Below are 24,825 nucleotides of genomic sequence, written 5' to 3' on the forward strand. Positions count from 1 at the left end.
GCCATCAAAACAAGCAATCACCCAGCCAGCTTTTACTACACCACCCCTCAAGCACACCGTTCAGATGCATAACCATCAAGAGGCACGGCTATGCATCTCTAGAACTACCAAATCTAGGTCAGAACTCCCCATCCCCTGCTGCACTTAGGAATAGGTCGCGAACAGCATCATTGCGCTCTTCGCTAATATCGAGACGATGTGACTCTTCAGCCGCCGTCGCCCAATCACGACGCCGAACCGCGGCACTAAAGCTGACAAATACGTCCCGCAATGTGCCGTAACCAACATTATAAATCATGTCTTGAAGGGCTACGCGCGCAGCCGATGGATAGCTACCGACATCATCGAAAAGTGCACGTAATTGCCGGAAACTTTCATCTACAGTAGATTCTAGCCGAGCATCGATATAGTCACGAGGCAAATACAAGCTTGAATACTCCTCATACCAACCCGCTACATGCCTACCAGCAAGCGAATTGATATTTCGCCACTCCTGTCGCTTTTGCTCATCCGTGGCTGGAATACTATTGAAACCAAGAAGCGGCAAAGCAACAGCCTCATCTTCGCTTGAGATTTTGAAGCCAACTCCAATCGTTACGTTCCCCTTGCTGTCTTTATACAGGAAGTTTTCCTCACCTTCTTGCTCGCGCAGAGAAGCTTCAATCGCCTCTCGCTCCCGATGGGTGAAGCCTTCGGATTTATCTTGCAAAGGAACTTTGACCTCAACTGTGGCACTGACGAGCGTGTTGCCGTCCCCAGAAAAGGACACAATTGCATGAGCTTTCACTGTATGTGCATCTGTGCGCTGGAATGTCACCAAATATGGAGCACCCATGCGATTAGGCATGCTGATCGAAAAACCTCCACCCACATAAGCGCCGCTCTCCGAAGTGTCAACCATATAACCATCTGCATCAGGGACCTTTAACATATAGGTCTTGGTAAACATCGCCTCACCACTATACAACACAACAACAGAGACTGAGACGTTATCTTTCGAAGGGTCAGGAGGATTCAAATACTCAGCAACAGTAAAGATGACTGAAATCTGAGAATCAACCATCAAGTTTACGTTGGCGGTACCTTTACCCAGTCCAACCGTCCCCATCACAGAGCTCGGAAAACCATTAGCACCAAACACATCAAAACTCAGTTGCTGAGCACCTACTCCGACTTCCACACCACCAGCACCACCGACGCAACTAAAAGATGCCCCAGTGATATTTTCATCTTCACTCTTGATAGATGCAGTAACAACTTCCATAGCACATTTCCTTGATGACAATAAGAAAGGCGATCCACGCCGCTCTCTTATCGCTCGTAGGCGACAAACTTGAAGCTCAAGGCTTTCTGGGTTCGGCTGGGCTCTCGCCGCACTTAGTTCTGCGCCAACGTCAACTCCGTAGCTGAAGGCAACTGATCTTGGGCTTCGATCCTCACTTGATTCAGAGCCCCACACCGGGCGCATTTGATTTGAAGTTGGTAGATCCCGCCCGCCCGGGCGAGCAGTCGATTGCATTTTCCGCAACGAATATCTCTAAGCATCTGCAAAGCCTTAAGTTTTTCTGCTAGGCTCCGCCCCGCTCGCGCGAGCAGCGAGGGCCTTGGCTGGCTTGCAGGCATGATCTGCGATCTAGCGTCTCCCTTGGGTGTTACAGCACCCTCTGGAGTCGCCCTCTCTTTTTCTCGCCACACAAATGACAAAACCCCGACTAGTTCGGGGCTTTTGCTTTTCTGCGGCCACAAAAAAACCGGCACTTGGGCCGGTTTCTAGATGAGCTTGCCGAAGGCAAAACTCTAACAGTGGTGAAATCATGCCACCAGCCGCACGGGAACGCAATAGGGCCTCAAGCGGCCCTGCGCATTTCGTAGATCACGGCAGCTACTGGGCTCAATGCCTGCTTGTCCAGATCCTCACAGCACTCGAAGGCTTGGCCGACGAATCCACCCCAGTCACGATCCCAGTTCGAGGATTCAAGCCGAACCCCGTAGTGGGCATCCAGCCAGGCCCTGAACCCCTCCGGTGAAGCCAGCGGGTCTTCATTGGCCGACTGTCCGCCCTGATGCATGTATCGGTACCGGGCCATGACCCCCTTCACCACATACTCGAGCTTTTCGCGCTTGGCGGCAGTCATGCGCGGAGAGCGCTGCATCACCATGACGAAAACCGATTCCTCGGCGGTCTCCTTAGTGTCTACGTCGAGCCGCGGGGAGTACATGAAGTTGCCGAAAGACCTCACGTGCGCAGTAAGTTTGCCTATCGCCGACTGCACTTGCCCGGCGACGACCTGGTGGGCGGCATGGCCGGCGTGGCGCTGTCGTTCTGTGGTCTGGACCATGGCGCCCAGCAGCCCGAGCTGCTCGATGAATGAGCCTTGGCTGTCCCAGGCCGTGTATAGGCAGTCGTGCCAGGCCTGACGCGCGCTGTTCAGTTGCATGGGCCGTTCTCCTTCTTGCGGCGTGTCTCGATACTTTTGGCGCGCACTACGCACCAGGCGGAAGCGATGGCCATGAGCATCAGCAGCGCGCCCGCGGTATCTGCAATAGTCCAGGTCATGCCGCCGCACTCCTCAGATCTTTGAGTTTCTGCCTGTACAGGGCCTTGATGGCCTGCAGGTCTTCGATGGTGTAGCGGCGAGCTGATTGGTCCCTTTCCAGGGTCTCTACAGCTTCCAGGCCGATGCGCTTGATGAGTCCGATCCGGTAGTCCGCCACGTTCCCGGACAGGTATCGGTTGTCGTGCTTACTTTGGGCGTGGCAATTGTTCTCGTCGAAGCGGAGGTGTGGCGCGGCACCTGTGCTGCGATAGTGGCCAGCGTCGACCGCGTTGCCGTTCCAGTCGAGCGGTCGCCCGCTGGAGATGCAGCGATACCCCGCCAAACGGTCCCGCTCGCGGATATACGCGTTGAACGCCTGTTGGGCCTCCCGCAGGTGGTCACCCTTCGTCTTCAGCTTCTCACGGCGCGCCTGGAGCTCCTGGCGGGCCTGCTTGGTGATGGCCCTGGCCGCGACCTTCTGCACCTTCGAATCCTTCGACACGGCCAGCGCACAGGTGATGCTGCACACCTTCTGCGTGGTCATGGACGGCTTGAAGCGCTGGCCGCAACCTGGTGCCTTGCACTTTTTCGGTTTGATCTCCTTGGCCACTGTCATGCCGCAGCCTCCCCGAGCAGGTCAGCGAAGTGCACGCCGCGTGGCGCGAACTCTTCCACAATCCGGTCGGTGTACTGACAACCCTGGGCCCGGTCGAACAACCGCGTGACCGGGAAGCCATCCGGCCCGAACATGGCGCACGGCCCCATAAGGCGCAGCTTCACGTCGTAATCCAGGTGGATGAACGACTCAGCCCAGCCGGTGCGGAACTCGGCGCAGCCAGCGCGCATGATCGGCACGCCCAGGTGCAGCTTGCAGTAGCGGCGCACGTCCTCGATGTCACCCATCTCGGTGCTCTTGGCGATGCGTTCGTACATCGCGAACCACAGGGCGTTCTGATCCAGGGTCCGGTCCTTACCTGGGCGCATGCTGACCACGACGAACTTCTTGTCACGGTACATCCGGGTGATCATGGTGATCGCCTCCGACAGCTTGGCCTGGCTGTTCACGCTGATCTTCTCGGTCATGACGCCACCTCGCTCGCCAACGATTCAGCCTTCTCGTCAGCGCGCATCACGTGCTTAGCACGTGAACAGTCCAGATTGCCGTAGCCGCTGACGCTGTACCCGATCAGCTGCATGAGCTGGGACCTGTCATCTTTTTCGTAATCGCGCGCTGCAATTTCACTCAGGCCTAAACCATGCTTCTCGCAAAGATCGAGCATGTCTCGGATGATCTGGTTCTGCTTGAAGCGGATCACGCCGTCGGCTGCCGCCACGACCGGCTGCATGGGCTGTCTCTTGCTCATGGCGCCACCCGCAGGCCTTGGGCCTCGATGGCCGCAATGGCATTCTGATCTTCGAGGTATCCGCCTCCAGGGATCATTGCCGGCGTCAGGTCGATAACCACGGCCTCGCGGGATCGTTGCCACCACCGCCATGCAAACTGCGCCGCATCGCCTGCATATTTTTCTGGGTCAATACGGCTACGCGTAGGCTTTCTGCCTGGCGGCGGCTCATCCCCGCGCATGACATCGGCCCAGGTCGCCTCGAACTGCTCGCGCACGATGTCGCGCATCTTGTTGGTGTCCATCAGTGCTTCTCCTCGGCTTCAGCCATGGCGGCCATTCGCTCTAGGCGCTCATCCACCTGACGCACCAGGTCGGACTGATCGGCTTCGTTGAACACAGGCATCGGCACAAACAGAATTCCGTGCTCGGCGTAGGTTCGCGCAGCCTCGAGGGCTCGGCGCATTGATACTGGAGTTGCGCGCATCATGGATTCACCCCCTCCCCGGCCGGCTGCCCGGCGCGCTTGATGTTCAACTGAGCAATGGCAGCGCGTGTCTGCCGCTTGCGTAGGTAGGTATCGACGCGGCGACGCTGGACCTCCTTCGCGCGCGCTTGGTCCTTCTTGGCCTGGGCGGCCTCGATGATGCAGCGCACCTCAGCGAGCTTTTCGCGCACCTTGGGACTGGCCTTAGCTCGCACCTCACCAGTGATCAGCCCTGCGATGGCGCGGCCATCCTCAGTGGGAGCAGCAATTCGCAGGTGCGCTAGATGCTTGGCTCCCGCCTCTTGGCTGATCAGCTTCGAGCGCACCGCCGATTCGATGGCGATCACTCGACGCGCCTGGTCATAGCCAAGGGATACTTCCCACTTGGCTGGGAGCGCCTCAGCCCTGGCGGCGATAACCAGCCGCTCGTAGGCACTCATGAAGGCCATACGGGCGCCGACCTTGTCGCCAGCCTCCAGCACAGGCCCGGAAGCGGCCATGGCCTGGCGGATCTCGGCAGTCATCACCACCGTTTCGCTTTCATCGCTGGCAGACAGCGCAATGGCCCAGGCTTCGTCTTTGCCTGGGTGTCCATCAGCGGCCTGCGCGTGCTTGAGGATCGCCGCTACAGTCAGGCGACCACTTTCACGGCGGCAAGTGCGGAGCGCATTGGTCAGCACGCCCTCGCTGTGCTCACGCAGGTCCTCGACCATCAGCAGTGCGGCGCCTTGGGTGAGCTGCTGACCCATTACCTCGGCTGTGGCGAACAGGGACAGCAGCAGTTGGTCTTGCTGGTCTTCACTCAACATGGGTTGCAGCCCTCTTGGCTCGCAGCGCTTCAAGGGCCTGCTCGGCAGCGCTGAAGTTGGCTTGGGTTTGCTCGATCTGGCGGGCGGTGGTGCCCGTCATCTGGCGATTGGTGACCCACTGGGTGTGGTAGGCCTCGGCGTTCTGGAGCAGATCGCCCAGGCTGTGGAGCTTGTTGACCAGCTTGCTGTCGTTGATGGCGACGAAGTAGGCGGCGACGTGGTGTGCAACGTCGATCCCGAGACGATCGATCAGTTGGCCAAGCTGGCCACCAACCTTGGCGTTCCACACCGGCCACGCGCCGTAGCGCTTCCGGTAGGCCATGGCGTAGTTGGCCCAGGCCTTGAAGGTTTTGCAGGCTTGGTCTTTCGGGCCTGGCATGTCGGCGGGGATTTCGCAGCGAGGCGCACCGGACGAAACCATGACCAGGCCAGCAGGTTGCGACGGCGCAGCCGGGGCGCCCTGCAAGCTGTGACAGGTACCCTGATTGGTATCCTGATTACTGGTATCCTGATTTGTCGGAGATTTTTCCGACCCTGGATCGGATATTTTTCCGACCTTGCTCGGATATTTTTCCGACCCTGATCGGATTTTTTTCCGAGGTAATGGATCGGATATTTTTCCGACCTTCTCTTTCTTGGTCGGATATTTTTCCGACCCGTCCAGCTTCTTGTTCCACTCCTTTCCCTTGGCAGTGAGCTGCACCAGCGTGATGTTGTTGGTGCTGGAAAGGTTGATCAGGCCGGCACCTGCAATTGCCTTCAGAAGTCGATACGCGGTATCCGGCTTGTCGGTGAGTAGCGGCAGTTCCTCTACGATTTTCGCCTTACTCAAGGCGTAGAAATCGCCTTTGTCCGTCTTGACCAACTTGGCCCAGCTTGGGCACTCGTAGACGAACGCGAACAGCAGTGCTTGCTGGGCATTCAATCCCCAGTCCAGCGCCTTCGCCTGGTTGATCGTGACGGTGAATTGCATGTCAGTCCCACCCCAGCGGGCCGGGCCGCTTCTTCTCGGCCTTGAGCCCGATCCTGGCCATTGTTTCCAAGGCGGACAGGTACTCTGCCGTTACGACTACGGCAGTCTGCGGAACAACACGAAGCCCCAGCATCGCCTGAACTTTCGCCCAGCGCTGGTACTCACCGTCATTCCACCGTGAAACGGTCGACTCGCTGCAACCCGTTTCCAGGGCAATGCGCTTTTGGCTGACCCGTGCAACGCGCTGCAATATCAGGGTCTCGATCTCTCGGGCGATATCGTCTTCGCTGAGGCTTAATTGGCTCTCAGACATGATCAGGCCACCCACTGCAGCTCAGGCCAAATCACGTCCCAGTCCTCTGGGCGCAGGGACTTACGGGTCAAAAGCCCGTGGCTCACGCGCTCAAGGGAAGAGGCCAGCATCGCCGACGCCTGCTTGTTGCCATATGCAATTTGCTTCAGGTACCCGCGACTGGTGCCGGTCTTCTCGACGTCCGCGTCCGAGGCGGTCTTCAGCCACTCCAACAACTTGGTGTGCTTGGTTCGCATCACGAATCTCCTCTGTGATACGCAGATTATTACCGCTCGGTAACATTTTATCAATACCACACGGTCATTTACCGAAAAGTAATGGCCATAGAGAATCGCGCAATGGAATTACGTGACGTGCGCAGGCACAACCTGCAGAAATTGATGGATCGGGAATACGGCGCTGGCGTCCGTGGGGCTCAGTCGCGCTTGGCTGTTAAGCTCGGGAAGCCTCAGAACTTCATATCCCGGTGCCTTGCGTCACCTGAAAGCCCAGGCTCGAAGACCATAGGCGAGGGGTTCGCCAGGGAGATTGAGCAGGCGTTTGAGCTGCCGCGATATGGCCTCGATACACCCCTTGAGTTGAATTCAGAAACTATCAGCATCGAAGGCCTGCCCGCCCCGCTAGCCCAGAAGATCAAAAGCTACCGCAGTCTGGTGGATGTGCCCCGCTACGACGTTGAGGGATCCATGGGCCCAGGCTTGGAGCCGCCCGATATCAATATGGTCGTTGAGCACATGAGCCTGGATGCGAATTGGGTACGGCAGAACCTGACCTATACCAAGCTGGAGAACCTGAAGCTGATCTCAGGCCGGGGCGACAGCATGGCGCCTACGATCCGCAGCGGGGATGCTGTGCTGGTTGACGCCGGGGTAACCACGGTCGAGGACGACGCCATCTACTTCTTCCTCATGCGTGGAAAGCTCCAGATCAAGCGGATTCAACGCGGTCTGGATGGGCTGACGATCATTTCGGACAATGGACAGTACCCACCGATCGAGGTGCCAGGTGATCGTGAGGCTGACATCACCGTCCTGGCGCAGATCATCTATTGGTGGACCGGCAGGAGCTTCTAGCCATGCCCCTAACCAAGACCAACCAAGAACTACGCCGCGACCTTCAAGGCCTGGCCTCTGACCTGAAGTGGTCGGCGGTTGAGCTGATGCGGATTGCCGAGCGACTGAGCCAGACCGGAAACGAGCACGACGCCCAGGCAGTGATCAGGATCTGCCAGGTGATGCAGGCTGGGGAGGATCGGTTGGTGGGGTATGGGGATGAGGTGAAGGTTGGGTGGATTCGGCGGGGCACTGATGGACAGTAGCCGCCTCAGGTAGAATGATGGCCTTCAGCCACCCAGACAAACCGTTGTACGCATGAATAGACAGAACGACGCATGGAAGCAACAATGGAAGACATGAGCAAAGCATCCTTCAACGTACTCTATGATGGCCCGGCCCTCGCGAACAGTGAGATGGACGTTAGAGAGCTTGCGCCTGCACTTTTGGCCTTAGGCACACTGCTCGAAGAGGCAAATTCGGTCATCAACGATGGTCGGGCCCAGGTTTCTGTGCAGGTGAAAGCCACCTTCAAGACCGGGTGCTTTGGCATCGAGTTTGAGGTCATCCAATCCCTGCTGCAGCAAGCCCACAGCCTGTTTTCCCATGACTCGGTTTCCAGTGCCAAGGAGCTGCTGGAATGGCTTGGCCTAATTCAGGACAATGTCGGAAACATTGTGGCAGGCGTCGGTGGCCTACTCCTGCTCATCAAGAAAATCAGAGGCAGGCGCATCAACCAGGTCGTGCTTCTGGATAACGGAAAGGTCAGGGTCGTCATGGACGATGGAGCAATCGAGACGGAGGAGAAGATTCTCCGACTTTACCGACAGTTCCGTGTGCGCCAGGCTCTAGAGGGAGTGTTAAAACCGCTCGAAAGCGAAGGAATCGACACTTTCGCAGTCACCAACCTCAAGCAAACTGAGCGTTTCATTGAGATCACGCGAGCCGAACGCCCCTATTTCAAGACTCCAGAGCCTGAATCCGAGCTGCTTGCCGATAACGAGTTCGAGGTTAACCTGCAGATCGTGAGCATCTCGTTTCAAGATGGCAACAAATGGCGATTCAACGATGGCGCGAGCGTTTTCTATGCAGACATGCTCGACGAAGCCTTTGCATCGCAGGTAGCCGCGAGCGCCGCCAGCTTCACCAAAGGCGATATCCTCAAAGCGAAGGTTCGCAGAGTCCAGTCGGTTTCTGGCGAAACGTTCAAGACCGAGTATACCGTCCTCAAAGTATTGGAGCACCGCAAGGCAGCTGCGCAATTAAAGATGAATTTCCAGCGCGAGTAATTCGCTCTCGATACGCGCTAGCCCGCCTCGGCGGGCTTTTTCATGCCCGCGTGATGGCTGATAGCCAGAGTGGTAGGATTGAGTTTTCTCAGGAAGAGCAATGATGCGTAAGGTCCTGCAGGCGACTCTGTCGATTACCCTCCTCTGGTCAAGCGTGGCCTCCGCCGAGCCGACGTACATTGAAAAAATGGCCGGCCTTCCGGCCATCTGCAGCATTGATGCGATTGAGCAGCAGACCAAGGTTTGGGATGCTGAAAGGAAGCATGGCGAGGGCAGTAAGGGCTGGTCTGATGCCTTTCATCAGCGGCTAAGCGTAGTGCGCACGTGTGTCGATGACGCTAAAGAGAAGGGAAAAGCCTTGTACAGGGCAGAGGTCGATCTTCGTCCATCCCTGAAAAGAGAACTGGCTGACATGTACGTATCATGGCTCGGCTACCTGGACCACCTTATTGAAGACGATCGTGATCTCTACGAACGCCAGTATGAGCTTTCAGCGAACCAGCTGAAGGCGCAGATCGATTCCTTGTAGCCCTAAAAGCCACCGATGAGCTCGCCTAGCGCGGGCTTTTTTGTGCCTGCCAACGCAAAGAGCACAAATGTGCTCCATCCAGTATTGCCAGCTACCTCCAGATAAATTACTGTTCATCCATACAGTAATTGAGCGCTACGCCATGGCCAAGCAGCAATCGAAATCCAAAGCCCCTACCCCACCCACGCTCTACGAAATGATGGGATCCCGCATTCAGAAGGTCATCAACTCGCCGACTGCGCAGAAGGCGAAGTCGGCGGTGATATCCAAGGAACCCCACGAGTCGACTCACGACTGGGAGCGCTTCCTGGATGAGGTGGCCGAGAACGACAACGTGACGCTCGGCCACCGCGACGACGGATCGGTGCTGCTGACCTGGACCGTGCCCGCCGAAGACTAATTTCAAGCTCCCTCCCTTGCCCGCCTTGTGCGGGCTTTTTTGTGGGCGCGAGAAAATTTATTACCTAACGGTATTGACTTGAATTATTACCGTGCGGTAACTTTGCTCCATCGAGACGGCAGTTACACAGCCCCTCGGGAGACCCTCAAGCCTCACCGCTCTTTAACAACCAGCGCAACAACCAACAGACCGCATTGCCTCTACCGGCGACCGGCGATCAGACAGCCCCGAAAGGCTGCCCACGACAGGGAGAACCCTGTACGGCTGATCGAGAGCGAAAGGCTCGAACCGTTACGCCCAGTAGGCACGAAAGACCCGGCATGCAATGCGCCCCGCCACCCCGGCGGTAATGGGACAGAACGATTTACTGATGCCGGTTCACTGAGCCGGCATTGGAAATCAACTGGAGGAAACAGGGATGGCTCAGTTCTACATCGACAATCACCTCAGCAACGGCAAGCACTTGGAATGGCTTGCTCTTCCCGACCAAGGAGAGCCTGTTGAATCGGTCGTGCAGCAGGTCAAGCAGGCTGCGATCAACAAGTTCGGCGGCATCGTTTACTTCAACCGCTGGGAGCACGTCGTGGCCAGCAACGGCTATGTCACGGTGCAGATGTATGCGTGACCAGATTTCACTGGCTGGCCTTGGCGACAGGGCCAGACGGGAAATCACCGGCATGTGAGCCAACCAAGCTCGCAACTGAAAAAGCTGAACGGTTCGACGGCAACCGAGCCGCAGTCCGTACTGGGCTGACACCCTTCCCCCTATCACCATCAGGAGAAGTGCCAATGACCGTAAACATCAACAACCTGACGATAACCACTCCCGTAGCTACTTCCTTCACCAATCCTGTAGCACTGGAGCTCAGCGGCGCCGAGGCGATCGCTCAGCTCCCCAGTGTCGTCACTGTCCTCTCCAGCGGATCAGTACAGTTTTCAGCCCCAACGAAAGGTGCATCGAGCAAGAGCACACACCGCACGCGGTGCGAGTGGAAAGAGCCGGTGTACTGGGCTCTGGCAAGCGCGGCCGAACACATCAACATGCAGGAGATGACACTCACGAAGGTCAACTCCGCGCAGAAAGTGGTGATCTCGCAGTTGCACGTGAAGAACGACGACAGCCCACCGGTGAAGGTCTTCTGGAGCAAAGGGAACATTACCCTAGGGTTCCGGCAGACATTCAATCAGGCCACCCCAATCAACACGACGCTGCTCAAAGGCGTGCCCCTCGGTGCAAAGTTCAAAATCACTATCCGCGTGCTGGCCTCGGGCGCTTTGACCGTGACAGCCGAGTGCGATGGCGATGCAGAGTCGTCTGGTCGCCTGGAGCTGGATGACTCATGGCGCTCATCGCTGTTGAACTTCCACGGTGGCGTTTACAACCAGGTCGATTACACGGATGCCACGCCGGCTGAAGATGGGTCGATCTGCATTATCAGCATCCTCTCGTTGACACATCGCTGACCCATTACAGCCGGAAAGACGGCCGATGCCCTGCTCCCCATCGCAGACTGCATCGGTGATCCACATTGAACGCGAGTTGATCGCCGCGAATTGTGAGCCTGGGTAGCGTCTCGCCCTTTGGTGAGGCGTCCGGTCACCCGGTTTGCCCCGGAGTGTGGATCACCGATGCAGTTTTCATCGATTTAAAGCGTATCACGGTGAACCTTACGAAAGATAAGGCTCACCGTAGCAAACATTAATTGACGTACACGCAGGCGAATCCGGGGCCTACCCGGCCAGACCAGATGCATGTGAGGTAGCGCTCACCGCCTGCACCCTTCCCTTCAAAACGACCGCATCGGCAGGCGCCAGGCCACCTTTCACGGTGGGTTTGGTCACCCGCGCCTGGCTCCTGGCCAATGCGGTTGGCTACCGAGGTTCACATCATGAGCACAATGACTGGAGGCCCGGCCTTCCCTGCGCCAGAGGCTGCAACAACTCTTTTCGGGGAGGGTCAGGCTGACCGCTTCATGGGTATGGAGCTGCGTGACTACTTTGCAGCCAAGGCGTTGCAGGGGCTTATATCCACTTCCGGTGCTCCGTGCTTACTGGGCATGGGAGGGTGTGAGAACGAAACCGCAAGCACAGCTTACAAGCTGGCCGACGCCATGCTCGCCGCCCGGGTGAAGCCATGAGCGGCTGGATCAAGTGCTCTGAGCGCATGCCTGAGCTGCCAAAGGGTGGCGGCAAGGCCTGGGTTATCGCCTACACACCAGCACGAAAAGCACAGAGCGCCTTCAACGGTGCCCGCTTCCTCTACTGGAACGGAATCGACTGGCGTTATGGCGATGGCTCACGTTTCGAGCACCGCGTGACGCACTGGCAGCCACACCTCACCCCACCCACCGAGTAACCCACCACCTGGAGGCGAACATGGGCGCACTTCGAGCAGAACAGTTTGAGTACGACAACCGGATGCCTCCTGAGGTGAGTGAAACGCCCCAGGAGAGCGCAGAACGCCACTGGATCGAGGAAGGCATCGACCAGCTTATGCGGGGCTCTGACTTCTTGTTCCAGCGCCGTATGCGACCGCAGCAAGGCGTGACCTACGAGCGCTTCGCCTTGGCCGTGGACGAGTTCGCCATGGACCAGCTTGCCCAGTCTCGCAGCAACTCTGCACTGGGGCACCTGGTGCTGGACGGTCACCGCCGGAATGGGGCAGACGCTCAGACGAGCACGCACAAGCTGCTTTCGGTGGCCGATCCTGACGCAGCGTTGCGCCAAATCGCTGCAGAGCTGCTGGCTCCCTTTGCTGAGCAAGGAGTTCTGGCCCAGGCCGAGGAGGCGCAGTGAGAAGCCCACACGTTCTGATCGACGAAGAGCTCGACGCTATGGCCGACCCAGCGACCCCGAAGTCCTGGCAGGCCATGGTCCTCAAGCTCCTCACCGAAATGCTGGCCGACCAGCGCATCACCATCGAAGAGTTCAACCACTACTGCGGGCGCCTCAACAAGATCGTTGATGGGCGCAAGGAGGTCGCGTGAGCGAGATTGATTGGAGCAAGGCGCCTGATGGCGCTACGCACTTCGGGCTTGAAAACGATTTCTACTTCTCCGCCTGGTACAAGGTTGAGGAGGAGCAGATCATTTCCTACACCGAGGATGGCAGCATGTGGAGAGACGCCACGGACAGCTGCGTATTCCCGAAGGTATCCAGCCTTTCTGCCAGGCCCGAGCAATGGAGCGGCGAAGGCCTCCCTCCGGTTGGCACCGTTTGCGAGTTCGCAGGCGGAACGCCATGCCCTGACGACCCCTTCGACAAAGATCTGCGAGAGGGTATGCACGTAACAATCATCGCTCATTTCAAGAGCGGCGACTTCAAGCTGGCAGCCTTTACGTTCGATCCTGAAAACCCAGGTCGCGGAATGGTGCAAGTTGAACAGGGAAACTTCGGCTGTTTCCGCCCCATCCGCACGCCCGAGCAGATTGCGGCCGATAAGCGCTTGCACGAGATTCGTAATGCGCTGACGGCGATCAACTCTAAGGTGCATTTCCCGAATGACCTGGTGCGCGGAAACATTCTCGCCGCCGCTGTAGAGGCCATGATCGACGCCGGCTACCGCAAGCAGGAGGCATCATGACCACGCCACTCATCACCACGCTCATCGACGAGCAGATAGCCGAACTGCCCGAGACTCAGGCCATCCCGGCCGACCGGGTGCTGATGCTGTTCAAAGGGCCGACGCTGTTCGATGCCAAGAGAGCCGCAGCTGAGGCTTTCATCGAGAACCCCGAGGCAATCACCCGCAGCTGGTGGATGTGCGGCGAGTGGACGGTCGGGTATGAGGTTCGTTCTTGAGCCGCTTCAAGGCTGTGCACCTGGTCGAGCATCACTGCGCAGCGAGCGATGACTGCGAGTGCTCGACAGCATGTCGAATCGAGGGCTACGAAATCCAAGAAACTGGTATTCGGGGCAACGTGACATGCAAAAACTGTTTGCGCTGTATGAGCGCCGAAGAGAAGCGTCGGAACAAAAGATATTTGGCTCACATCGCATCTTGCAAAGCCTGGGCTGATGAAGCCAGAGGTTATGAATGACCAGCTACCAGCGTGCCCGCCGCATCGCAACTTTGCGCGGCAGCTTCATCGCCCTCACCTTCTGCACCGGCTGGCTCCTCCTGAGCGCTTTGGCCGGCACCATCACCCAATAACCATTTAATCAGCGCCCACCGCATGGAGGCGCGGGAGTTTCGCATGTCCGCACAACAGCAACTGATCACGATCGAGCAGATCAGCGAAGAGAACGCCCCAGCCATCTACGTGGCCGGCGGCCTGAAGCAATTCATCGACCTGGTGAAGGGCGAGGTCGAAGGCGAAGTGCCCGACCTCACCACCCGCAAGGGCCGCGAACGCATCGCCAGCCTGGCCGCCAAGGTCAGCAAGTCGAAGACCGCTGTCGAGAAGCCGGGTCGCGACTATCTGCGCCGCCTGAAGGAAATGCCGAAGGTGGTCGAGGCCGAGCTTCGCGACTTCGTGACCAAGATGGACACGCTGCGGGACGAGACGCGCCGGCCCCTGACCGAGTGGGAAGCCGCCGAGGATGCGCGGATCGACCGACACAACGACCGCCTGAACTGGCTTAAGACTCTGGCCGACGACCTGGGCGAACTGAACTCCCTGCAACTCAAAGGCCTGATTGCCGAAGCCGAAGGCATGCAACTGGGGGCTCACTGGGAGGAATTCGAGGCAGAAGCGGCAAACACCAAGGATAAGGTGCTGACCAGCTTGCGGGCAGCCCTCCAGAAGCGCGAGCAGTTCGAGGCGGAGCAAGCCGAACTGGCCCGCCTGCGCCGCGAGGCTGAAGAGCGCGCCGAGCAAGACCGCATCCGGGTGGCACAGGAAGCCGCTGTCGAGCTGGAGCGCCAGCGCGTGGCCCAGGAACAGCAGGCGGCGCGAGAAGCCGCTGCCCGCCGCGAGCAGGAGCTGATCGAACAGGCCGCCGCTCAAGAGCGCGAAGCCGAGAACCAGCGCCTGCAGCTCAAGTTGCAGGCCGAGCAAGCGGAGCGCGCCCGGATTCAGGCCGAAGCCGACCGCGTCGCCACCGAGCAGCGAATGGAGCAGGAGCGCCAAGACGCCGCGCGCCGGCAAGAGGAAGCAGCAGAGCAGGCGCGCCAGGACGAACGCCGCCGCGCTGATGAGGCAGCTGCCGAGATCCTGCGCCAACAGCAGGCTCGTGAGCGCGACCAAGCACACAAGATCAAGATCATGGGCGAGGCCAAAGAGGTCCTGATGTCGATGAACATCACCGAAGAGCTGGCCAAGGCCATCGTACTCAAGATCGCCCGCCGCGAAGTCCCGAACATCACCATCAATTTCTGAGGTAGCCGCCATGAGCAGCACCATTATCGTGCCTGAGCAACGCCGCCAGGTGGCCGCGCCTGCCCAGGCCGACAGCAGCATCCTGGCCGTAATCAGCCGGGCAGCCACCGACCCCACCTGCGACATCGACAAGCTCGAGCGCCTGATGGCGATGTACGAGCGCATGCAAGCCCGCGACGCCGAGGCTGAATTCAACGCGGCCATGGCTGCCATGCAGAGCGACATCCCCAGCATCGCCGAGCGCGGCGCGATCGTCGTGAATGGCCAGAAGCGCAGCGACTACGCCACCTTCGAAGACATCAACGACGTCATCAAGCCGATCATGCAGGCCCACGGCTTCGCCATCACCTTCAAGGTCGAGAACGTGCCCGCCGGCCTCAGCGTCACCGGCATCCTGATGCACCGGGCCGGGCACCGAGAAAGCACCACCATGCTGTTACCGCTCGACACCAGCGGCAGCAAGAACGCCGTCCAGGCGGTCGGGTCGTCCACCAGCTACGGCAAGCGGTACGTGATGAGCGCCCTGCTCAACCTCACCACCAGGGGCGAGGACGACGATGGCCACGCCGCCGTGCCGACAGCCAACGTCACCAGCGTGCAGGCGGCCGGCATCAGCGCCCTGCTCGACCGCTGCACACAGAAGACCCACGACTGGTTTACCGGCGAATACGGTTCGGCCGAGTGCGTGCCGAAAGGCCGCCATGACCTGCTGGTCGCCCAACTGAACAAAGCCATCAAGGCTGCGGAGGCTGCAAATGCAGATAGTCAGTGACATCGAACAAGGCACCCAGGCCTGGCTCGACCTGCGCCTGGGCATCATCACCTGCAGCGAGCTGGACTGCCTGCTGGTGAACGGCAAGGGCGAGGCCGGATTCGGTACCGGCGCCTTCACCTACATGAACACGCTGATCGGCGAACGCATCACCGGTGAAGCGGCGGACCCGTTCAGCGGAAATCGGCATACCGAGCGCGGCCATGAACTGGAGTGCGTTGCACGCAACCTCTACCGCGACAGCGAAGAGGTCGAAACGACCGAGGTGGGGATCATCCTCAATCACGGCATCGGCTACTCGCCAGATGCCCTGGTAGGCGAAAAGGGCCTGACCGAGATCAAAACCAAGCTGCCGAAGCTGCAGGTCGACGTGATCCTGGGCGGCGAGATCCCGAAAGAGCACGTAGCGCAGTGCCAGGGCGGCCTGTGGGTGTCCGAGCGCGAGTGGATCGACTTCATCTGCTACTGGCCGGGCATGCCGCTGTTCGTGAAGCGCGCCTACCGGGACGAAGCGATGATCCGCAAGCTCTCGGAGCGCGTGAAAACCTTCTACGAAATCCTCGACGAGCGCATGAATCGGGTGCTCGGCATCGCAGCATAGGGGGCAGCATGAACCCATCAATAGACCTGGAGGCCGCACAAGCGGCCTTCTTTGCCTCTGGTGGCCAGCTCGTCGTGCTGGAGGGATTCACCTACCGCCCGCTTCCTGAGCGTAAGCATCCAGAGCCCAAGCAGAAGCCGGCCCGGCCCGCCGCACGCAAGGCCGAAAGACAGCAGGTAACCAAAGCCAGGACCCGCGCCGCGAAGATCGCCGAGCTGGCCAAGACCATGACCTGCGGTGAGGTGGCGGATCTGCTTGGGGAAACGAAGGGCGCGCTATGGGGTGTCGCGGCGCGGGAGGGCTTCAAGTTCTTTTCTCCACCCAGGTCGGCCAAACCGGCGAAGTCCACGGCCGATCAGGAGAAGGAAGATCGAGCGCTCGCCGACCAGATCATCGCTCTCCGTGACGCCGGTGATTCTCGGAGCCGCGTAACCGCAAAGCTGGGGATCGGAAATCGCAAGCTAGAGCGGATCCTGGCGGCATTCGGGATCAACTTCCCGCTTCAGCGGTGCCGGGGGTAGCCATGCCGAGAGTCAAGCCTGAAAAAATCCACCCACTCCCCTACTACCAAGGTCGGACCGCTCGTGCTGCCGGTCGCTGCCGGGCGTATCAGCCTCACCCCGAGATGTCGGTCGACAGCGCCTGGTGGCTGGGAGGCTGGCACGACTGCGATATGGAGCTATCCCATGAAACTCAAACGAGCAATCCAGCGCCACCGGCGCCGGGAACAGGCTCACTTGCCGCCTAGTGGCCTGACGGAGGTGCCGTATGGCGATGACTCAGCAAGAGCGGGACGAGAAGCGCCGCGCCAAGGCCGAGCGCCTGCAGGAAGAAGACCTGCGCTTGAAGGTACGACCAGGGACTAAACAGGCCCTGCTGGAGCTGATGGAGTGGGCCGGGATTGAGGAACAGGGTGAGGCGATGACGCTGATGATTCATCACATCGAAGCGCTCGGGCATCACGCATTGTTCAGGATCGCGCGCCACGAAATCGAGGCTCACCGATCTGTGGCGCGCAGTGAGGTGCTACGTCTGAACGCTCGCCTACGCACCTCCCAGCACCTGGCCGCGATCTGCGGATGGGCAGACCTCAACCCTGGACGAATGATGGAAGCGCTGATACATGGTGTCCACGCACTGGGCGAGAGGCACGGGGCGAAGTTCATCACACCGCCCCGCCATCAGATCAGTATATCGCCACGCATGGCCCTGGCCTTCGACCGGAAGAGCATGCTGATGATTCAGCAGGATCCTGGGGATGAAGTGATAAGCCCTTCTGAGTGCTACTAAGCGAGGCGAGAGGTTAATATCGTCGCGACACGGGCGAGAGTTTCATGGTTGTCAGGGTCATCCACCAGGACCTTCAGTTGGTTTGCTACCGGTTGGCCCTCGCCATTCGGTCCACACATCGGAGCCATCCGGCGAAAGTCATAGGCCAGAACACCGACCTTATCTTCCTGATCGCTAATCAGCAGTGCCTCGCAGAACCCAGCAAGATCGATCGTATGCAGTTCTGCCTCAGTGATTGTTTTGCTCATGCGTCCCTCGTAAGCAGTTGATTTAGAAAGTTCGTAATACCCCATCCCAAACCAAATTGCCACCATGCCGCATCCGGCCACGGAGGGCGGCGCATGCATGGAGAAAGCCATGAACGACGAACAACGCCACCAAGAATGGATCGCTCAGCGAAAAGCCGAAAAGGCCAAGCGCCGCGAGCGGGCCGCCGAGTGCTTGAAAGACCACGAATACACCGTCATTGCTGACACCGACCAGCTGAAAGCATGGCGTTGCAAGGCCCCGCGCACCACCAGCTACGCATTCGACATCCTGATCACCCGCTTCGGAATCGCCACGATCGGTGACATCGACGGCCTGACCTTCAACGTCGGCCTGTCCTACGGCATCGAGTTCCTGGCCGGTGACGACATCGACTACTACATCCATTCGAAGCTTGAAGAGCACTGCCGCGAGCGTGAGTTTGACGAGCAAGCTTTCCGCGCGGCACTGGTGGCTGGCGTATGCAGCCAGGTCTGCGAGCAAGTCGACGGGGACCAGTACAGCGCCCTGCCCGAGTGGATGCGCAACGACGGCGGGCGCCACGAGGCCGGGCGCTGGGACGAGCTCCGGAGGCTGGTTAAAGAGCGTCTCGCAGCCATTGAATATGGAGGGGACGGACGCGACTTCTGGGACTCGCTGAATGACCTCCTGAGCGAGGCCGACGACATCAGTTACGTCGAGCAAGCCAGCATGTTCATGAGCGAGCACCACGAAGAGCTGGGCCTGGGCTGCGACTACTGGGAGATCACCATCGACAAGCCGCGCGAAAGCCTGATCAATCGGCTGTACCTGATCAACCATGCGGCCAAGGTCATTGTCGCGCAGCAGGTCGAATCTAAATCGACCTGACCATTCGGATCCGTCCGATATTGCGTTCCGCTTTTCTGCTACGCATTTAATGATGCTGGCAACGCAGATACAGGACTCGATCAGCTGAATAACTGTCTCCTAAAGTAATCTTCAATCTGCTCATTGCTGCCATACACAACATCTTGTTTCTCCGGCACTCTAAGAACCATAAAAACAATTTCTCGACAGATATCCTGCAGACCTTGGCTTATAGATGCAGAAGCTTCAATATCTGAGGCCCTAATATGAGAGCCGTGGGTGACTTGTGAACGAATCGTGTAAGCTTTTTTCATAAATTGATATCGCGATTCCATGACCTGAGAAGAACCACCCAAGAAGTGCGCCACTCGCTCAGAAAGCCTATGGGTCAACTCTGAAGTACTAGTGGAAAACAGGCTTTCTAAGGCGCTGCATACTTGCGCAATCTTGAGCGACGGGTGATGCACCTTTCGGGAGGATGTCATGAAACTCAGGAAGCGGTCGAAGCGAGAGCTGTCTTTCGAAACGGGCGACTGAAAAGCACTGAAGCCTTTTTCATGAAGGTGGGCTCTAAGTTCTAAAGTCACATCACGCCACAGTTCGATTTCATCAGCGTTGAACGCTGTAGGCAACAACGCCTCACCATTAGCTTTAGATATTGTCGAATACAGGCCGTTACTCGTCCAAAACACCTTACCATTAGAACGAAAATTACAATGCGCCATTTCACAACCGATCGCATTGTCTTTCACCAGCCACGAATCTTCAATAAGCAGAGAAAGCCAGGCCAGCCAAGTAAGGAGTAGCGGCTCGCTGTGCTCATAACCTTCCCAGATTGAAGCTTCTTCAGGCCTACATGCAACTATATGATCAGCACCTAAAAGATGATCGCACTCAATTCGCCCAGCAAAGGTCTGAAACTGAAGATCCAGCTGCTCCTTAATGTACTGGCGATCATTAATAATCGAAATCCCCGGCATCATTTCGTAAGTGCCCGGCTCAGCATCAACACTAAGCCAGCGCAAAGTGGAAATTATCTTCGCTTGCATGCTACTCGCTCTCAAATCCAATTTTGGATTGAAGCATACCACCCTACTCATAGATGACGCTTCCCCGGTGGGGCGGCGCCTGCCTGGAGATCACCATGAGCACATTTGCAGTGTTCGGCATGACAGCAAGCGCAGCGCTTGCCGATGCCCGGAAGAAGACCAAGACCACCAAGCCCAGCGGAAAGGCCGGCTGCCCCCCTAGAGCTTTCGCCCGGCGAATGGGATGAGGCAGTGCAGCGCAACGCCGACGCCATCACGGCCGGCGAGAGGGTCAAGCAGCTCAGCGCCCTCTTCGACACCCCGCAATACGCCCACCAATTCATTGATCTGGCCAAGAAGGCCGGCGCATGTCGCGACCTCAATCTCCGCTGCAAAGCCCCCCTGCTCGACGAGAAGGGCAAGAAGACCCTCAACCCCAAGACCAGAATGCCCATCATCGGATGGGCTGACTGGACACCTGAAAGCCACAAGGCAGCCTGATACGGAAATTCCCATGACCACAGCAATCGACCTGTTCGCCGGTCTCGGCGGATGGAGCACCGGCGCGCGCGCCGCAGGCGTCCAGGTTCTCTGGGCGGCAAACCACTGGCCGGTGGCCGTTGAATGGCACAGCGCCAACCACCCCGACACGCAGCACGTCTGCCAAGATCTACACCAGGCGCGCTGGGAGCAGGTACCGGCACACGACATCCTGCTTGCCTCACCCTGCTGCCAGGGGCACGCCAAGGCACGCGGCAAGAAGTCGGGCAACCCCGAGCACGACGCATCACGATCCACAGCATGGGCGCCGGTATCGGCCCTTGAGTTCCACCGGCCACAAGCGGCGGTGATCGAGAACGTGCCGGAATTCACCGACTGGGTGCTGTACCCAGCCTGGCTGCAGGCAGTGCAGGCACTCGGGTATCAGGCAGCGCCGCACATCGTCGACTGTGCAGACCTCGGTGTGCCGCAACACCGGGTGCGCCTGTTCATGGTCCTGACGCGCAGTAAAGCACCGCTGATGCTTCAGCTGCCACAACAGCGACATGTGCCGGCAGCCAGCTTCCTGGACTTCGAAGCTGGGCGCTGGTCGCAGATCGAGAAGCCAGGCCGGGCCGTTGCCACGCTGGACCGGGTGCGCAATGGCCGCCAGCGCTTCGGAGACCGTTTCATCATGCCTTACTACGGCAAGGGCTCGGGCACCACCGGCCGCGACATCGATCGGCCGATTGGCACCATCACTACCCTAGACCGCTGGGCCTTGGTCGATGGCGGCCGTATGCGGATGCTCAGCGCCAGCGAGGCATTAGCAGCGATGTCGTTCCCGGCCGACACCCTGCGCCCGAACAGCCACCGGCTGACCATGCACATGGCCGGCAACGCGGTACCTCCGCTGGCGGGCCAGCGCGTAATTGAAGAACTTTTAAGAGTGGCGTAGTACCAAGACTTTAGAAAATCTATTTAATCATTTTCTGTATCGAAACGTACCAGTCACCATCCCCAGAACTCGCCACAGGAACCACGTCAAAATATTGGTAACCGTACTGCCCATCGGATTTCATGTAACTTACCCTGAACTCCCACTTATCTTCTTCGCTGATTATATCAACCACATTAAAGCTGGACGCGCTATTCTTTTCAATAACAGCAAAATTAAACATGGCCGACGGCATTGAGCTACCCCCAATCACATAGACAACAATCTGTTCACAGGTTGCACCTACATTTGAAAGCGTAAAGCTACAAGTTTCGCGCCTACCACTTTCATCGAAATCTTCACTAATGCCTCCAAACTTAAGGTGAAAAACAGGCTCTAGCAGCAGCCCCTGATATTTTAGGGATTGTTTGGTTGCTACAGCCAGCTCAGTTTGCTGCACAACAGAAGCTTTTAGTTCTTTAGCCTGAAGAATCAGAGCATCCGAACTAATTCTGAGTTCGAATCCCTGCTGGACGAAACCAAGAACCAGCCAAAGAAAAGCCAATGGACTGAATACACCCGCCATAAAATCTCCGACGGCATTCAGCTCCATAGCTTTTAAAGCTGAAATCTTTTCGCCGACCGCCCAGTACATAAAAGCCGCATAGACGAAAGTTAAAACGACCCCAAACCAAAATAGCGATCTGCGCATCCCAACCTCAATAAATGATTATTCTACCAGCATGATGGCATAACGACACTACAATCGGCAAATCCCTCTCCCCTCTATTCACTGCCGCGATATGGCGGCCAAGGAATTCGTATGCTCGAAGCAAACGTAAACCAGCACCTGATCACCCTCTCCGCAAGCCAGCTCGCCAAGCTGCTTGTCATGCGGAAAGGGCTTGAGTTCGGCTACGACTACACGTTCACCGACGATGATGGGCAATCGACCAACGTCGATCTGGCCTTCCTCGCTGCGGCACCTGGCGAGCTGCTCGAGGTGCTTTTCGAAGAGAACGAGCATGACGATGCCATCAACGAGGTCCGCTACGAGGCCGAAGCCGTCAGCGGGATCCCCGAGTGGTGCCACTACAGCTGGGGAAGAAACTACGAGGTCGACGTGAAGGCTTTCATCTTGCCCGATGGTCGCGCCCTCGCCTTCTGCGAGATGAGTGGCGGCGGCAAGCACGGTGAGCCGAACGCATACCCATGGGTGAACGAGGCCAAGTTCATCAAGGTCGTTGGCGTCGAAGAGCGCGTCATCAAGACCTACAAGTTTGAGGAGATCCCAGACACCGCTGAGGTGCAGCAATGACTCGGCTGGCCCTCTGCCTCCTGATGCTGGCCACCGGCGCCAGCGCAACCGAGAACGTCATCGACGTGCAGCACGACAGCCAGCGCGGCGTCACCTGCTACCTGCTGAACGGGGTCGGCATCAGCTGCATCCCCGACAGCCAGCTGCAGGCCGGCAACCAGCGCCAGCTCTCCCCGCACGAAAAAGATTCAGGACCTACACCCGCTCTGGCGCCTGGGCGCTGGATTGATGAGAGGTATCAGCTGTGAGCGCAGTAACTGATCAAGATGTTGAATTTGCGCAGGCTGTGGTCGCCCTGGCGCGCCAGCACGGCATGACCGGTATTTCCATGGAGTTTCGGCAGAACTTCGACCTGGCCCAGGTGACCGGCTGCTACTGCGGCAAGCGAATCACCTGGTCGGAAGGTCGCCACGGTGACTCCAGCGATATCAAGTTCCGCACCGAAGCTGAAGCCTCATTCCCAGAGCTTCCCGAGGTGCAGCCATGACCGACCTGATCGAAGCAAAGACGTCCACCTACTTCCTGCAGGCCGCCATCGACGTACAGGCCGAGCGCGGCAAGCAGTACGACGCACCGGACGGCACTCGCAGCATGGTGAAGACTGTCCAAGCCTTCAACGCCATAACCGGCCGCGATCTCACCGAAGCAGAAGGCCGGCTGCTGATGCAGATCGTCAAGGACGTGCGCCAGTGGCAGAACCCCGACAAATACCACGAGGACAGCGCGTTGGATGGCGTGGCGTACGCCTCACTGAAGGCTGAGGCCCTGGCCGCTGGAGACAAGCCATGGAAACTTTCGGAGAAATCATCGAGGCGGCGAAATCGGGCGACCGGCCTGACTACGACGACCTGCGCCTATCAATCACCATCAAAATCACCATTGGTCCAGGTCGTGGAGACGTTGTATCTGGTGCTTGTACTCGCACACAGTCTGATAGGTAGCGCTCGCGGTCCCAGTGATGAGAGCACCTACCACACCGCAATCTGCCTCTACGAACTGCTCCCACGCTGCCTGCGCCTGGGGCATCATGGCCGGTACATTTTTCGGGAGCCACCCTTTGTCGACGTCCTCCTGTGCGCTGGCAAGAGCCTTCTGGTACTTCTCTTTCACCGCATCCTTAGCCGCCTCCCGCATTGCATATGCGCAAAGACCTGAATCATGGGTGGTTTTGGTCTCCGGCTTCCTCAAGCACTGCTGCCAATCGGCCTCCAGCTTCGCCGCGTACTGACGCACCGCTGCATCCCGTGCTGCATCCTCTGCTTCTTCCCCGTGCAGCTCGGCGTGGGCTGCGCCCACTACTACCAGCACCGCGCCTGCGATACCGGCCTTGATAGCGGTCTTCATTGTTCTCATTTCCCTGAGTGATAGCCCGTCCGGCGTGGTGCCGTTCCAGGCGGGTTTGGCTCGGCCAAAAGCCGGGCTGAGGTGATCCCTAACGCATTATATGCGTTGCCATCACCATCGAGCTGGGGCACCGCAACATTTCAACCGCAATCAAGGCCCTGATCAGAGAGCGCGATCAGCTTCGGCAAGATCGAGACGCCCTGCTGGATGCCGGAGGACATCTTCTATGACCCTACCCCTGATGTACATGGCCTACCTGATCTACAAGTGGCCGCGATGATTCCGCGCAAAGGCTGGCTCCGGCGCCAGCTCGAATCGGCATTGATCCTGCTGGCCGCTTGGATCCTTGGCGGCCGGAACGTCACCCGCTCTCCAGTCGTCTCGCGTCGAGACAACAACGAAATGTTCGAGATGGGCTGGGAGCTTCGAGCCATCGCCCGCCGAATCCGCAAGCAGTACAGCGAGTAACCCCTTCCCCCAACTACTCAAGCCCGCCGACATACGCGGGCATGGAGAGCTATTGCCATGACGAAACACAAACACACGCCCGGCCCATGGGAAGTCCTGAACGAAACCGAGGTTTTCACCGGTCTCGGCGCCGACAGCGGCGATGGCGTGAAAGCACTCCCCTCTGACGGCTGGATGATCGCTGACTGTGGAGACTGCGTGACCTTCACCGAGATCGGCCCTGCGGAACTCTGCCGAGACCTGCGCCAGGCAAACGCCAAGTTGATCGCCTCGGCGCCCCTGCTGCTGGACGACCTGACCTCTGCCGCAGCCCAGTTGCGCAAGTACGAAACCCTGCATCGGGCCAAGGGTACCGCTGACAGCCTGGCTAAAGCCGAGGTCAACGCTGAGTTGGCGTCACGGTTCGAACAGACCATCGCCCAGGCCACGAACTGACCAC

At 58.5% G+C, this 24,825-nt stretch carries 43 protein-coding genes; 26 read left to right on the forward strand and 17 right to left on the reverse strand.

All coding sequences use genetic code 11. The features are described 5' to 3' along the window. Window positions 1-118 precede the first annotated feature (118 nt). The 13 genes from NP534_RS02560 to NP534_RS02620 all read right to left on the reverse strand — a co-directional run bounded on the left by NP534_RS02560 (window position 119) and on the right by NP534_RS02620 (window position 6,698). Entirely contained in the window at window positions 119-1,264 is a 1,146-nt protein-coding gene (locus NP534_RS02560; protein ID WP_274097654.1) for a hypothetical protein, read from the reverse strand. A gap of 113 nt (window positions 1,265-1,377) precedes the next feature. After that, window positions 1,378-1,623 carry a Com family DNA-binding transcriptional regulator gene (locus NP534_RS02565; RefSeq protein WP_443201066.1) on the reverse strand — a complete coding sequence of 82 codons (246 nt, stop codon included), beginning with the start codon at window positions 1,621-1,623 and terminating at the stop codon, window positions 1,378-1,380. A gap of 224 nt (window positions 1,624-1,847) precedes the next feature. Next, on the reverse strand, window positions 1,848-2,438 hold the full coding sequence (locus tag NP534_RS02570; protein WP_274097655.1) for a hypothetical protein: 591 nt from the start codon (window positions 2,436-2,438) through the stop codon (window positions 1,848-1,850). After that, entirely contained in the window at window positions 2,429-2,557 is a 129-nt protein-coding gene (locus NP534_RS02575; RefSeq protein ID WP_274097656.1) for a hypothetical protein, read from the reverse strand. Before NP534_RS02575 ends, NP534_RS02570 begins: the two co-directional genes overlap by 10 nt. Further along, window positions 2,554-3,153 (reverse strand): recombination protein NinG, encoded by a 600-nt coding sequence (locus NP534_RS02580; protein ID WP_274097657.1) that lies wholly within the window; start codon window positions 3,151-3,153, stop codon window positions 2,554-2,556. Before NP534_RS02580 ends, NP534_RS02575 begins: the two co-directional genes overlap by 4 nt. Then, entirely contained in the window at window positions 3,150-3,620 is a 471-nt protein-coding gene (locus NP534_RS02585) for a hypothetical protein (RefSeq protein ID WP_274097658.1), read from the reverse strand. The genes NP534_RS02580 and NP534_RS02585 overlap by 4 nt, the downstream gene beginning before the upstream one ends. Then, on the reverse strand, window positions 3,617-3,883 hold the full coding sequence (locus tag NP534_RS02590) for a hypothetical protein (protein WP_274097659.1): 267 nt from the start codon (window positions 3,881-3,883) through the stop codon (window positions 3,617-3,619). The genes NP534_RS02585 and NP534_RS02590 overlap by 4 nt, the downstream gene beginning before the upstream one ends. Window positions 3,884-3,897: 14 nt before the next feature. Continuing rightward, window positions 3,898-4,185 carry a hypothetical protein gene (locus NP534_RS02595; protein WP_274097660.1) on the reverse strand — a complete coding sequence of 96 codons (288 nt, stop codon included), beginning with the start codon at window positions 4,183-4,185 and terminating at the stop codon, window positions 3,898-3,900. After that, window positions 4,185-4,370, reverse strand: a complete 186-nt coding sequence (locus tag NP534_RS02600; protein ID WP_274097661.1) for a DUF1382 family protein — start codon at window positions 4,368-4,370, stop codon at window positions 4,185-4,187. The genes NP534_RS02595 and NP534_RS02600 overlap by 1 nt, the downstream gene beginning before the upstream one ends. Further along, on the reverse strand, window positions 4,367-5,176 hold the full coding sequence (locus NP534_RS02605; protein WP_274097662.1) for a hypothetical protein: 810 nt from the start codon (window positions 5,174-5,176) through the stop codon (window positions 4,367-4,369). The genes NP534_RS02600 and NP534_RS02605 overlap by 4 nt, the downstream gene beginning before the upstream one ends. After that, window positions 5,166-6,149: a phage replication protein gene (locus NP534_RS02610; RefSeq protein ID WP_274097663.1), complete on the reverse strand. Its 984-nt coding sequence runs from the start codon at window positions 6,147-6,149 to the stop codon at window positions 5,166-5,168. Before NP534_RS02610 ends, NP534_RS02605 begins: the two co-directional genes overlap by 11 nt. A 1-nt stretch (window position 6,150) precedes the next feature. Next, a complete protein-coding gene (locus NP534_RS02615) occupies window positions 6,151-6,462 on the reverse strand; it encodes a CII family transcriptional regulator (RefSeq protein WP_274097664.1) in 312 nt (103 codons plus the stop codon). A gap of 2 nt (window positions 6,463-6,464) precedes the next feature. Next, window positions 6,465-6,698, reverse strand: a complete 234-nt coding sequence (locus NP534_RS02620) for a hypothetical protein (protein ID WP_100414028.1) — start codon at window positions 6,696-6,698, stop codon at window positions 6,465-6,467. Between the two features lie 102 nt (window positions 6,699-6,800). On the opposite strand from NP534_RS02620, the gene NP534_RS02625 reads away from it, so the two are divergent. The 18 genes from NP534_RS02625 (at window position 6,801) to NP534_RS02710 (ending at window position 17,716) form a co-directional block, all read left to right on the forward strand. Then, window positions 6,801-7,535 (forward strand): S24 family peptidase, encoded by a 735-nt coding sequence (locus NP534_RS02625; RefSeq protein WP_274097665.1) that lies wholly within the window; start codon window positions 6,801-6,803, stop codon window positions 7,533-7,535. A gap of 2 nt (window positions 7,536-7,537) precedes the next feature. Then, entirely contained in the window at window positions 7,538-7,780 is a 243-nt protein-coding gene (locus NP534_RS02630; RefSeq protein WP_274097666.1) for a hypothetical protein, read from the forward strand. Window positions 7,781-7,864: 84 nt separating this feature from the next. Next, a complete protein-coding gene (locus NP534_RS02635; RefSeq protein WP_274097667.1) occupies window positions 7,865-8,803 on the forward strand; it encodes a hypothetical protein in 939 nt (312 codons plus the stop codon). A 103-nt stretch (window positions 8,804-8,906) separates the two neighbouring features. After that, window positions 8,907-9,332, forward strand: a complete 426-nt coding sequence (locus tag NP534_RS02640) for a hypothetical protein (RefSeq protein WP_274097668.1) — start codon at window positions 8,907-8,909, stop codon at window positions 9,330-9,332. Between the two features lie 196 nt (window positions 9,333-9,528). Then, window positions 9,529-9,732, forward strand: coding sequence for a DUF1654 domain-containing protein (locus tag NP534_RS02645; RefSeq protein ID WP_443201067.1), 204 nt, complete (start codon window positions 9,529-9,531; stop codon window positions 9,730-9,732). A 418-nt stretch (window positions 9,733-10,150) separates the two neighbouring features. Continuing rightward, window positions 10,151-10,357 (forward strand): hypothetical protein, encoded by a 207-nt coding sequence (locus NP534_RS02650; protein WP_256805009.1) that lies wholly within the window; start codon window positions 10,151-10,153, stop codon window positions 10,355-10,357. A gap of 164 nt (window positions 10,358-10,521) precedes the next feature. Further along, on the forward strand, window positions 10,522-11,196 hold the full coding sequence (locus NP534_RS02655; protein ID WP_274097670.1) for a polysaccharide lyase family 7 protein: 675 nt from the start codon (window positions 10,522-10,524) through the stop codon (window positions 11,194-11,196). A 425-nt stretch (window positions 11,197-11,621) separates the two neighbouring features. Next, window positions 11,622-11,870 carry a hypothetical protein gene (locus NP534_RS02660; protein ID WP_082438081.1) on the forward strand — a complete coding sequence of 83 codons (249 nt, stop codon included), beginning with the start codon at window positions 11,622-11,624 and terminating at the stop codon, window positions 11,868-11,870. Continuing rightward, a complete protein-coding gene (locus NP534_RS02665; protein ID WP_274097671.1) occupies window positions 11,867-12,088 on the forward strand; it encodes a DUF551 domain-containing protein in 222 nt (73 codons plus the stop codon). The genes NP534_RS02660 and NP534_RS02665 overlap by 4 nt, the downstream gene beginning before the upstream one ends. Window positions 12,089-12,108: 20 nt before the next feature. Continuing rightward, window positions 12,109-12,528: a hypothetical protein gene (locus NP534_RS02670; protein ID WP_274097672.1), complete on the forward strand. Its 420-nt coding sequence runs from the start codon at window positions 12,109-12,111 to the stop codon at window positions 12,526-12,528. Continuing rightward, window positions 12,525-12,719: a hypothetical protein gene (locus NP534_RS02675; RefSeq protein ID WP_274097673.1), complete on the forward strand. Its 195-nt coding sequence runs from the start codon at window positions 12,525-12,527 to the stop codon at window positions 12,717-12,719. The genes NP534_RS02670 and NP534_RS02675 overlap by 4 nt, the downstream gene beginning before the upstream one ends. Then, the gene (locus NP534_RS02680; protein ID WP_274097674.1) at window positions 12,716-13,315 is read left to right on the forward strand and encodes a hypothetical protein; all 600 of its coding nucleotides are present in this window, start codon (window positions 12,716-12,718) and stop codon (window positions 13,313-13,315) included. Before NP534_RS02675 ends, NP534_RS02680 begins: the two co-directional genes overlap by 4 nt. Further along, window positions 13,312-13,533 carry a hypothetical protein gene (locus NP534_RS02685; RefSeq protein ID WP_274097675.1) on the forward strand — a complete coding sequence of 74 codons (222 nt, stop codon included), beginning with the start codon at window positions 13,312-13,314 and terminating at the stop codon, window positions 13,531-13,533. Before NP534_RS02680 ends, NP534_RS02685 begins: the two co-directional genes overlap by 4 nt. 395 nt (window positions 13,534-13,928) lie before the next feature. Continuing rightward, window positions 13,929-15,053 carry a hypothetical protein gene (locus tag NP534_RS02690; protein WP_274097676.1) on the forward strand — a complete coding sequence of 375 codons (1,125 nt, stop codon included), beginning with the start codon at window positions 13,929-13,931 and terminating at the stop codon, window positions 15,051-15,053. Between the two features lie 10 nt (window positions 15,054-15,063). Then, window positions 15,064-15,825 carry an ERF family protein gene (locus NP534_RS02695; RefSeq protein WP_274097677.1) on the forward strand — a complete coding sequence of 254 codons (762 nt, stop codon included), beginning with the start codon at window positions 15,064-15,066 and terminating at the stop codon, window positions 15,823-15,825. Next, on the forward strand, window positions 15,809-16,426 hold the full coding sequence (locus NP534_RS02700; RefSeq protein ID WP_033696963.1) for a lambda exonuclease family protein: 618 nt from the start codon (window positions 15,809-15,811) through the stop codon (window positions 16,424-16,426). Before NP534_RS02695 ends, NP534_RS02700 begins: the two co-directional genes overlap by 17 nt. Before the next feature lie 8 nt (window positions 16,427-16,434). Continuing rightward, complete coding sequence (locus tag NP534_RS02705; protein WP_274097678.1) at window positions 16,435-16,947, forward strand: hypothetical protein; 513 nt, start codon at window positions 16,435-16,437, stop codon at window positions 16,945-16,947. 247 nt (window positions 16,948-17,194) lie between these two features. Then, a complete protein-coding gene (locus NP534_RS02710; RefSeq protein ID WP_274097679.1) occupies window positions 17,195-17,716 on the forward strand; it encodes a hypothetical protein in 522 nt (173 codons plus the stop codon). On the opposite strand, the gene NP534_RS02715 is transcribed toward NP534_RS02710, so the two are convergent. Next, the gene (locus tag NP534_RS02715) at window positions 17,713-18,063 is read right to left on the reverse strand and encodes a hypothetical protein (protein ID WP_274097680.1); all 351 of its coding nucleotides are present in this window, start codon (window positions 18,061-18,063) and stop codon (window positions 17,713-17,715) included. The genes NP534_RS02710 and NP534_RS02715 overlap by 4 nt on opposite strands. A gap of 10 nt (window positions 18,064-18,073) precedes the next feature. Here NP534_RS02715 and NP534_RS02720 point away from each other — a divergent pair, with 10 nt between their 5' ends. Next, window positions 18,074-18,832 carry a hypothetical protein gene (locus NP534_RS02720; protein ID WP_274097681.1) on the forward strand — a complete coding sequence of 253 codons (759 nt, stop codon included), beginning with the start codon at window positions 18,074-18,076 and terminating at the stop codon, window positions 18,830-18,832. 80 nt (window positions 18,833-18,912) lie between these two features. Here the strand turns inward: NP534_RS02720 and NP534_RS02725 are convergent, their stop codons facing one another. After that, complete coding sequence (locus NP534_RS02725; RefSeq protein ID WP_274097682.1) at window positions 18,913-19,860, reverse strand: HEPN domain-containing protein; 948 nt, start codon at window positions 19,858-19,860, stop codon at window positions 18,913-18,915. A gap of 231 nt (window positions 19,861-20,091) precedes the next feature. On the opposite strand from NP534_RS02725, the gene NP534_RS02730 reads away from it, so the two are divergent. Both NP534_RS02730 and NP534_RS02735 read left to right on the forward strand, forming a co-directional pair. Further along, window positions 20,092-20,340, forward strand: coding sequence for a hypothetical protein (locus NP534_RS02730; RefSeq protein ID WP_274097683.1), 249 nt, complete (start codon window positions 20,092-20,094; stop codon window positions 20,338-20,340). 13 nt (window positions 20,341-20,353) lie between these two features. Continuing rightward, a complete protein-coding gene (locus NP534_RS02735) occupies window positions 20,354-21,277 on the forward strand; it encodes a DNA cytosine methyltransferase (RefSeq protein WP_274097684.1) in 924 nt (307 codons plus the stop codon). A 19-nt stretch (window positions 21,278-21,296) separates the two neighbouring features. Here the strand turns inward: NP534_RS02735 and NP534_RS02740 are convergent, their stop codons facing one another. Then, the gene (locus NP534_RS02740) at window positions 21,297-21,968 is read right to left on the reverse strand and encodes a hypothetical protein (RefSeq protein WP_274097685.1); all 672 of its coding nucleotides are present in this window, start codon (window positions 21,966-21,968) and stop codon (window positions 21,297-21,299) included. Window positions 21,969-22,079: 111 nt separating this feature from the next. Here NP534_RS02740 and NP534_RS02745 point away from each other — a divergent pair, with 111 nt between their 5' ends. The 3 genes from NP534_RS02745 to NP534_RS02755 are packed head-to-tail and all read left to right on the forward strand — an operon-like array spanning window position 22,080 to window position 23,061. Continuing rightward, window positions 22,080-22,574, forward strand: coding sequence for a hypothetical protein (locus tag NP534_RS02745; RefSeq protein WP_274097686.1), 495 nt, complete (start codon window positions 22,080-22,082; stop codon window positions 22,572-22,574). After that, window positions 22,571-22,822: a hypothetical protein gene (locus tag NP534_RS02750; RefSeq protein ID WP_274097687.1), complete on the forward strand. Its 252-nt coding sequence runs from the start codon at window positions 22,571-22,573 to the stop codon at window positions 22,820-22,822. Before NP534_RS02745 ends, NP534_RS02750 begins: the two co-directional genes overlap by 4 nt. Then, the gene (locus tag NP534_RS02755) at window positions 22,819-23,061 is read left to right on the forward strand and encodes a hypothetical protein (RefSeq protein ID WP_047583051.1); all 243 of its coding nucleotides are present in this window, start codon (window positions 22,819-22,821) and stop codon (window positions 23,059-23,061) included. Before NP534_RS02750 ends, NP534_RS02755 begins: the two co-directional genes overlap by 4 nt. 386 nt (window positions 23,062-23,447) lie before the next feature. Here NP534_RS02755 and NP534_RS26765 read toward each other — a convergent pair whose 3' ends face one another. Then, a complete protein-coding gene (locus tag NP534_RS26765; protein WP_084213328.1) occupies window positions 23,448-23,927 on the reverse strand; it encodes a lysozyme inhibitor LprI family protein in 480 nt (159 codons plus the stop codon). A gap of 198 nt (window positions 23,928-24,125) precedes the next feature. Between NP534_RS26765 and NP534_RS02765 the strand changes: the two genes are divergently transcribed. Both NP534_RS02765 and NP534_RS02770 read left to right on the forward strand, forming a co-directional pair. Further along, the gene (locus tag NP534_RS02765) at window positions 24,126-24,386 is read left to right on the forward strand and encodes a hypothetical protein (protein WP_337994310.1); all 261 of its coding nucleotides are present in this window, start codon (window positions 24,126-24,128) and stop codon (window positions 24,384-24,386) included. 57 nt (window positions 24,387-24,443) lie between these two features. Then, entirely contained in the window at window positions 24,444-24,821 is a 378-nt protein-coding gene (locus NP534_RS02770; protein WP_274097689.1) for a hypothetical protein, read from the forward strand. Window positions 24,822-24,825 lie beyond the last annotated feature (4 nt).

The organism is Pseudomonas sp. 39004 (assembly GCF_028682155.1).
GTDB lineage: Bacteria > Pseudomonadota > Gammaproteobacteria > Pseudomonadales > Pseudomonadaceae > Aquipseudomonas > Aquipseudomonas capeferrum.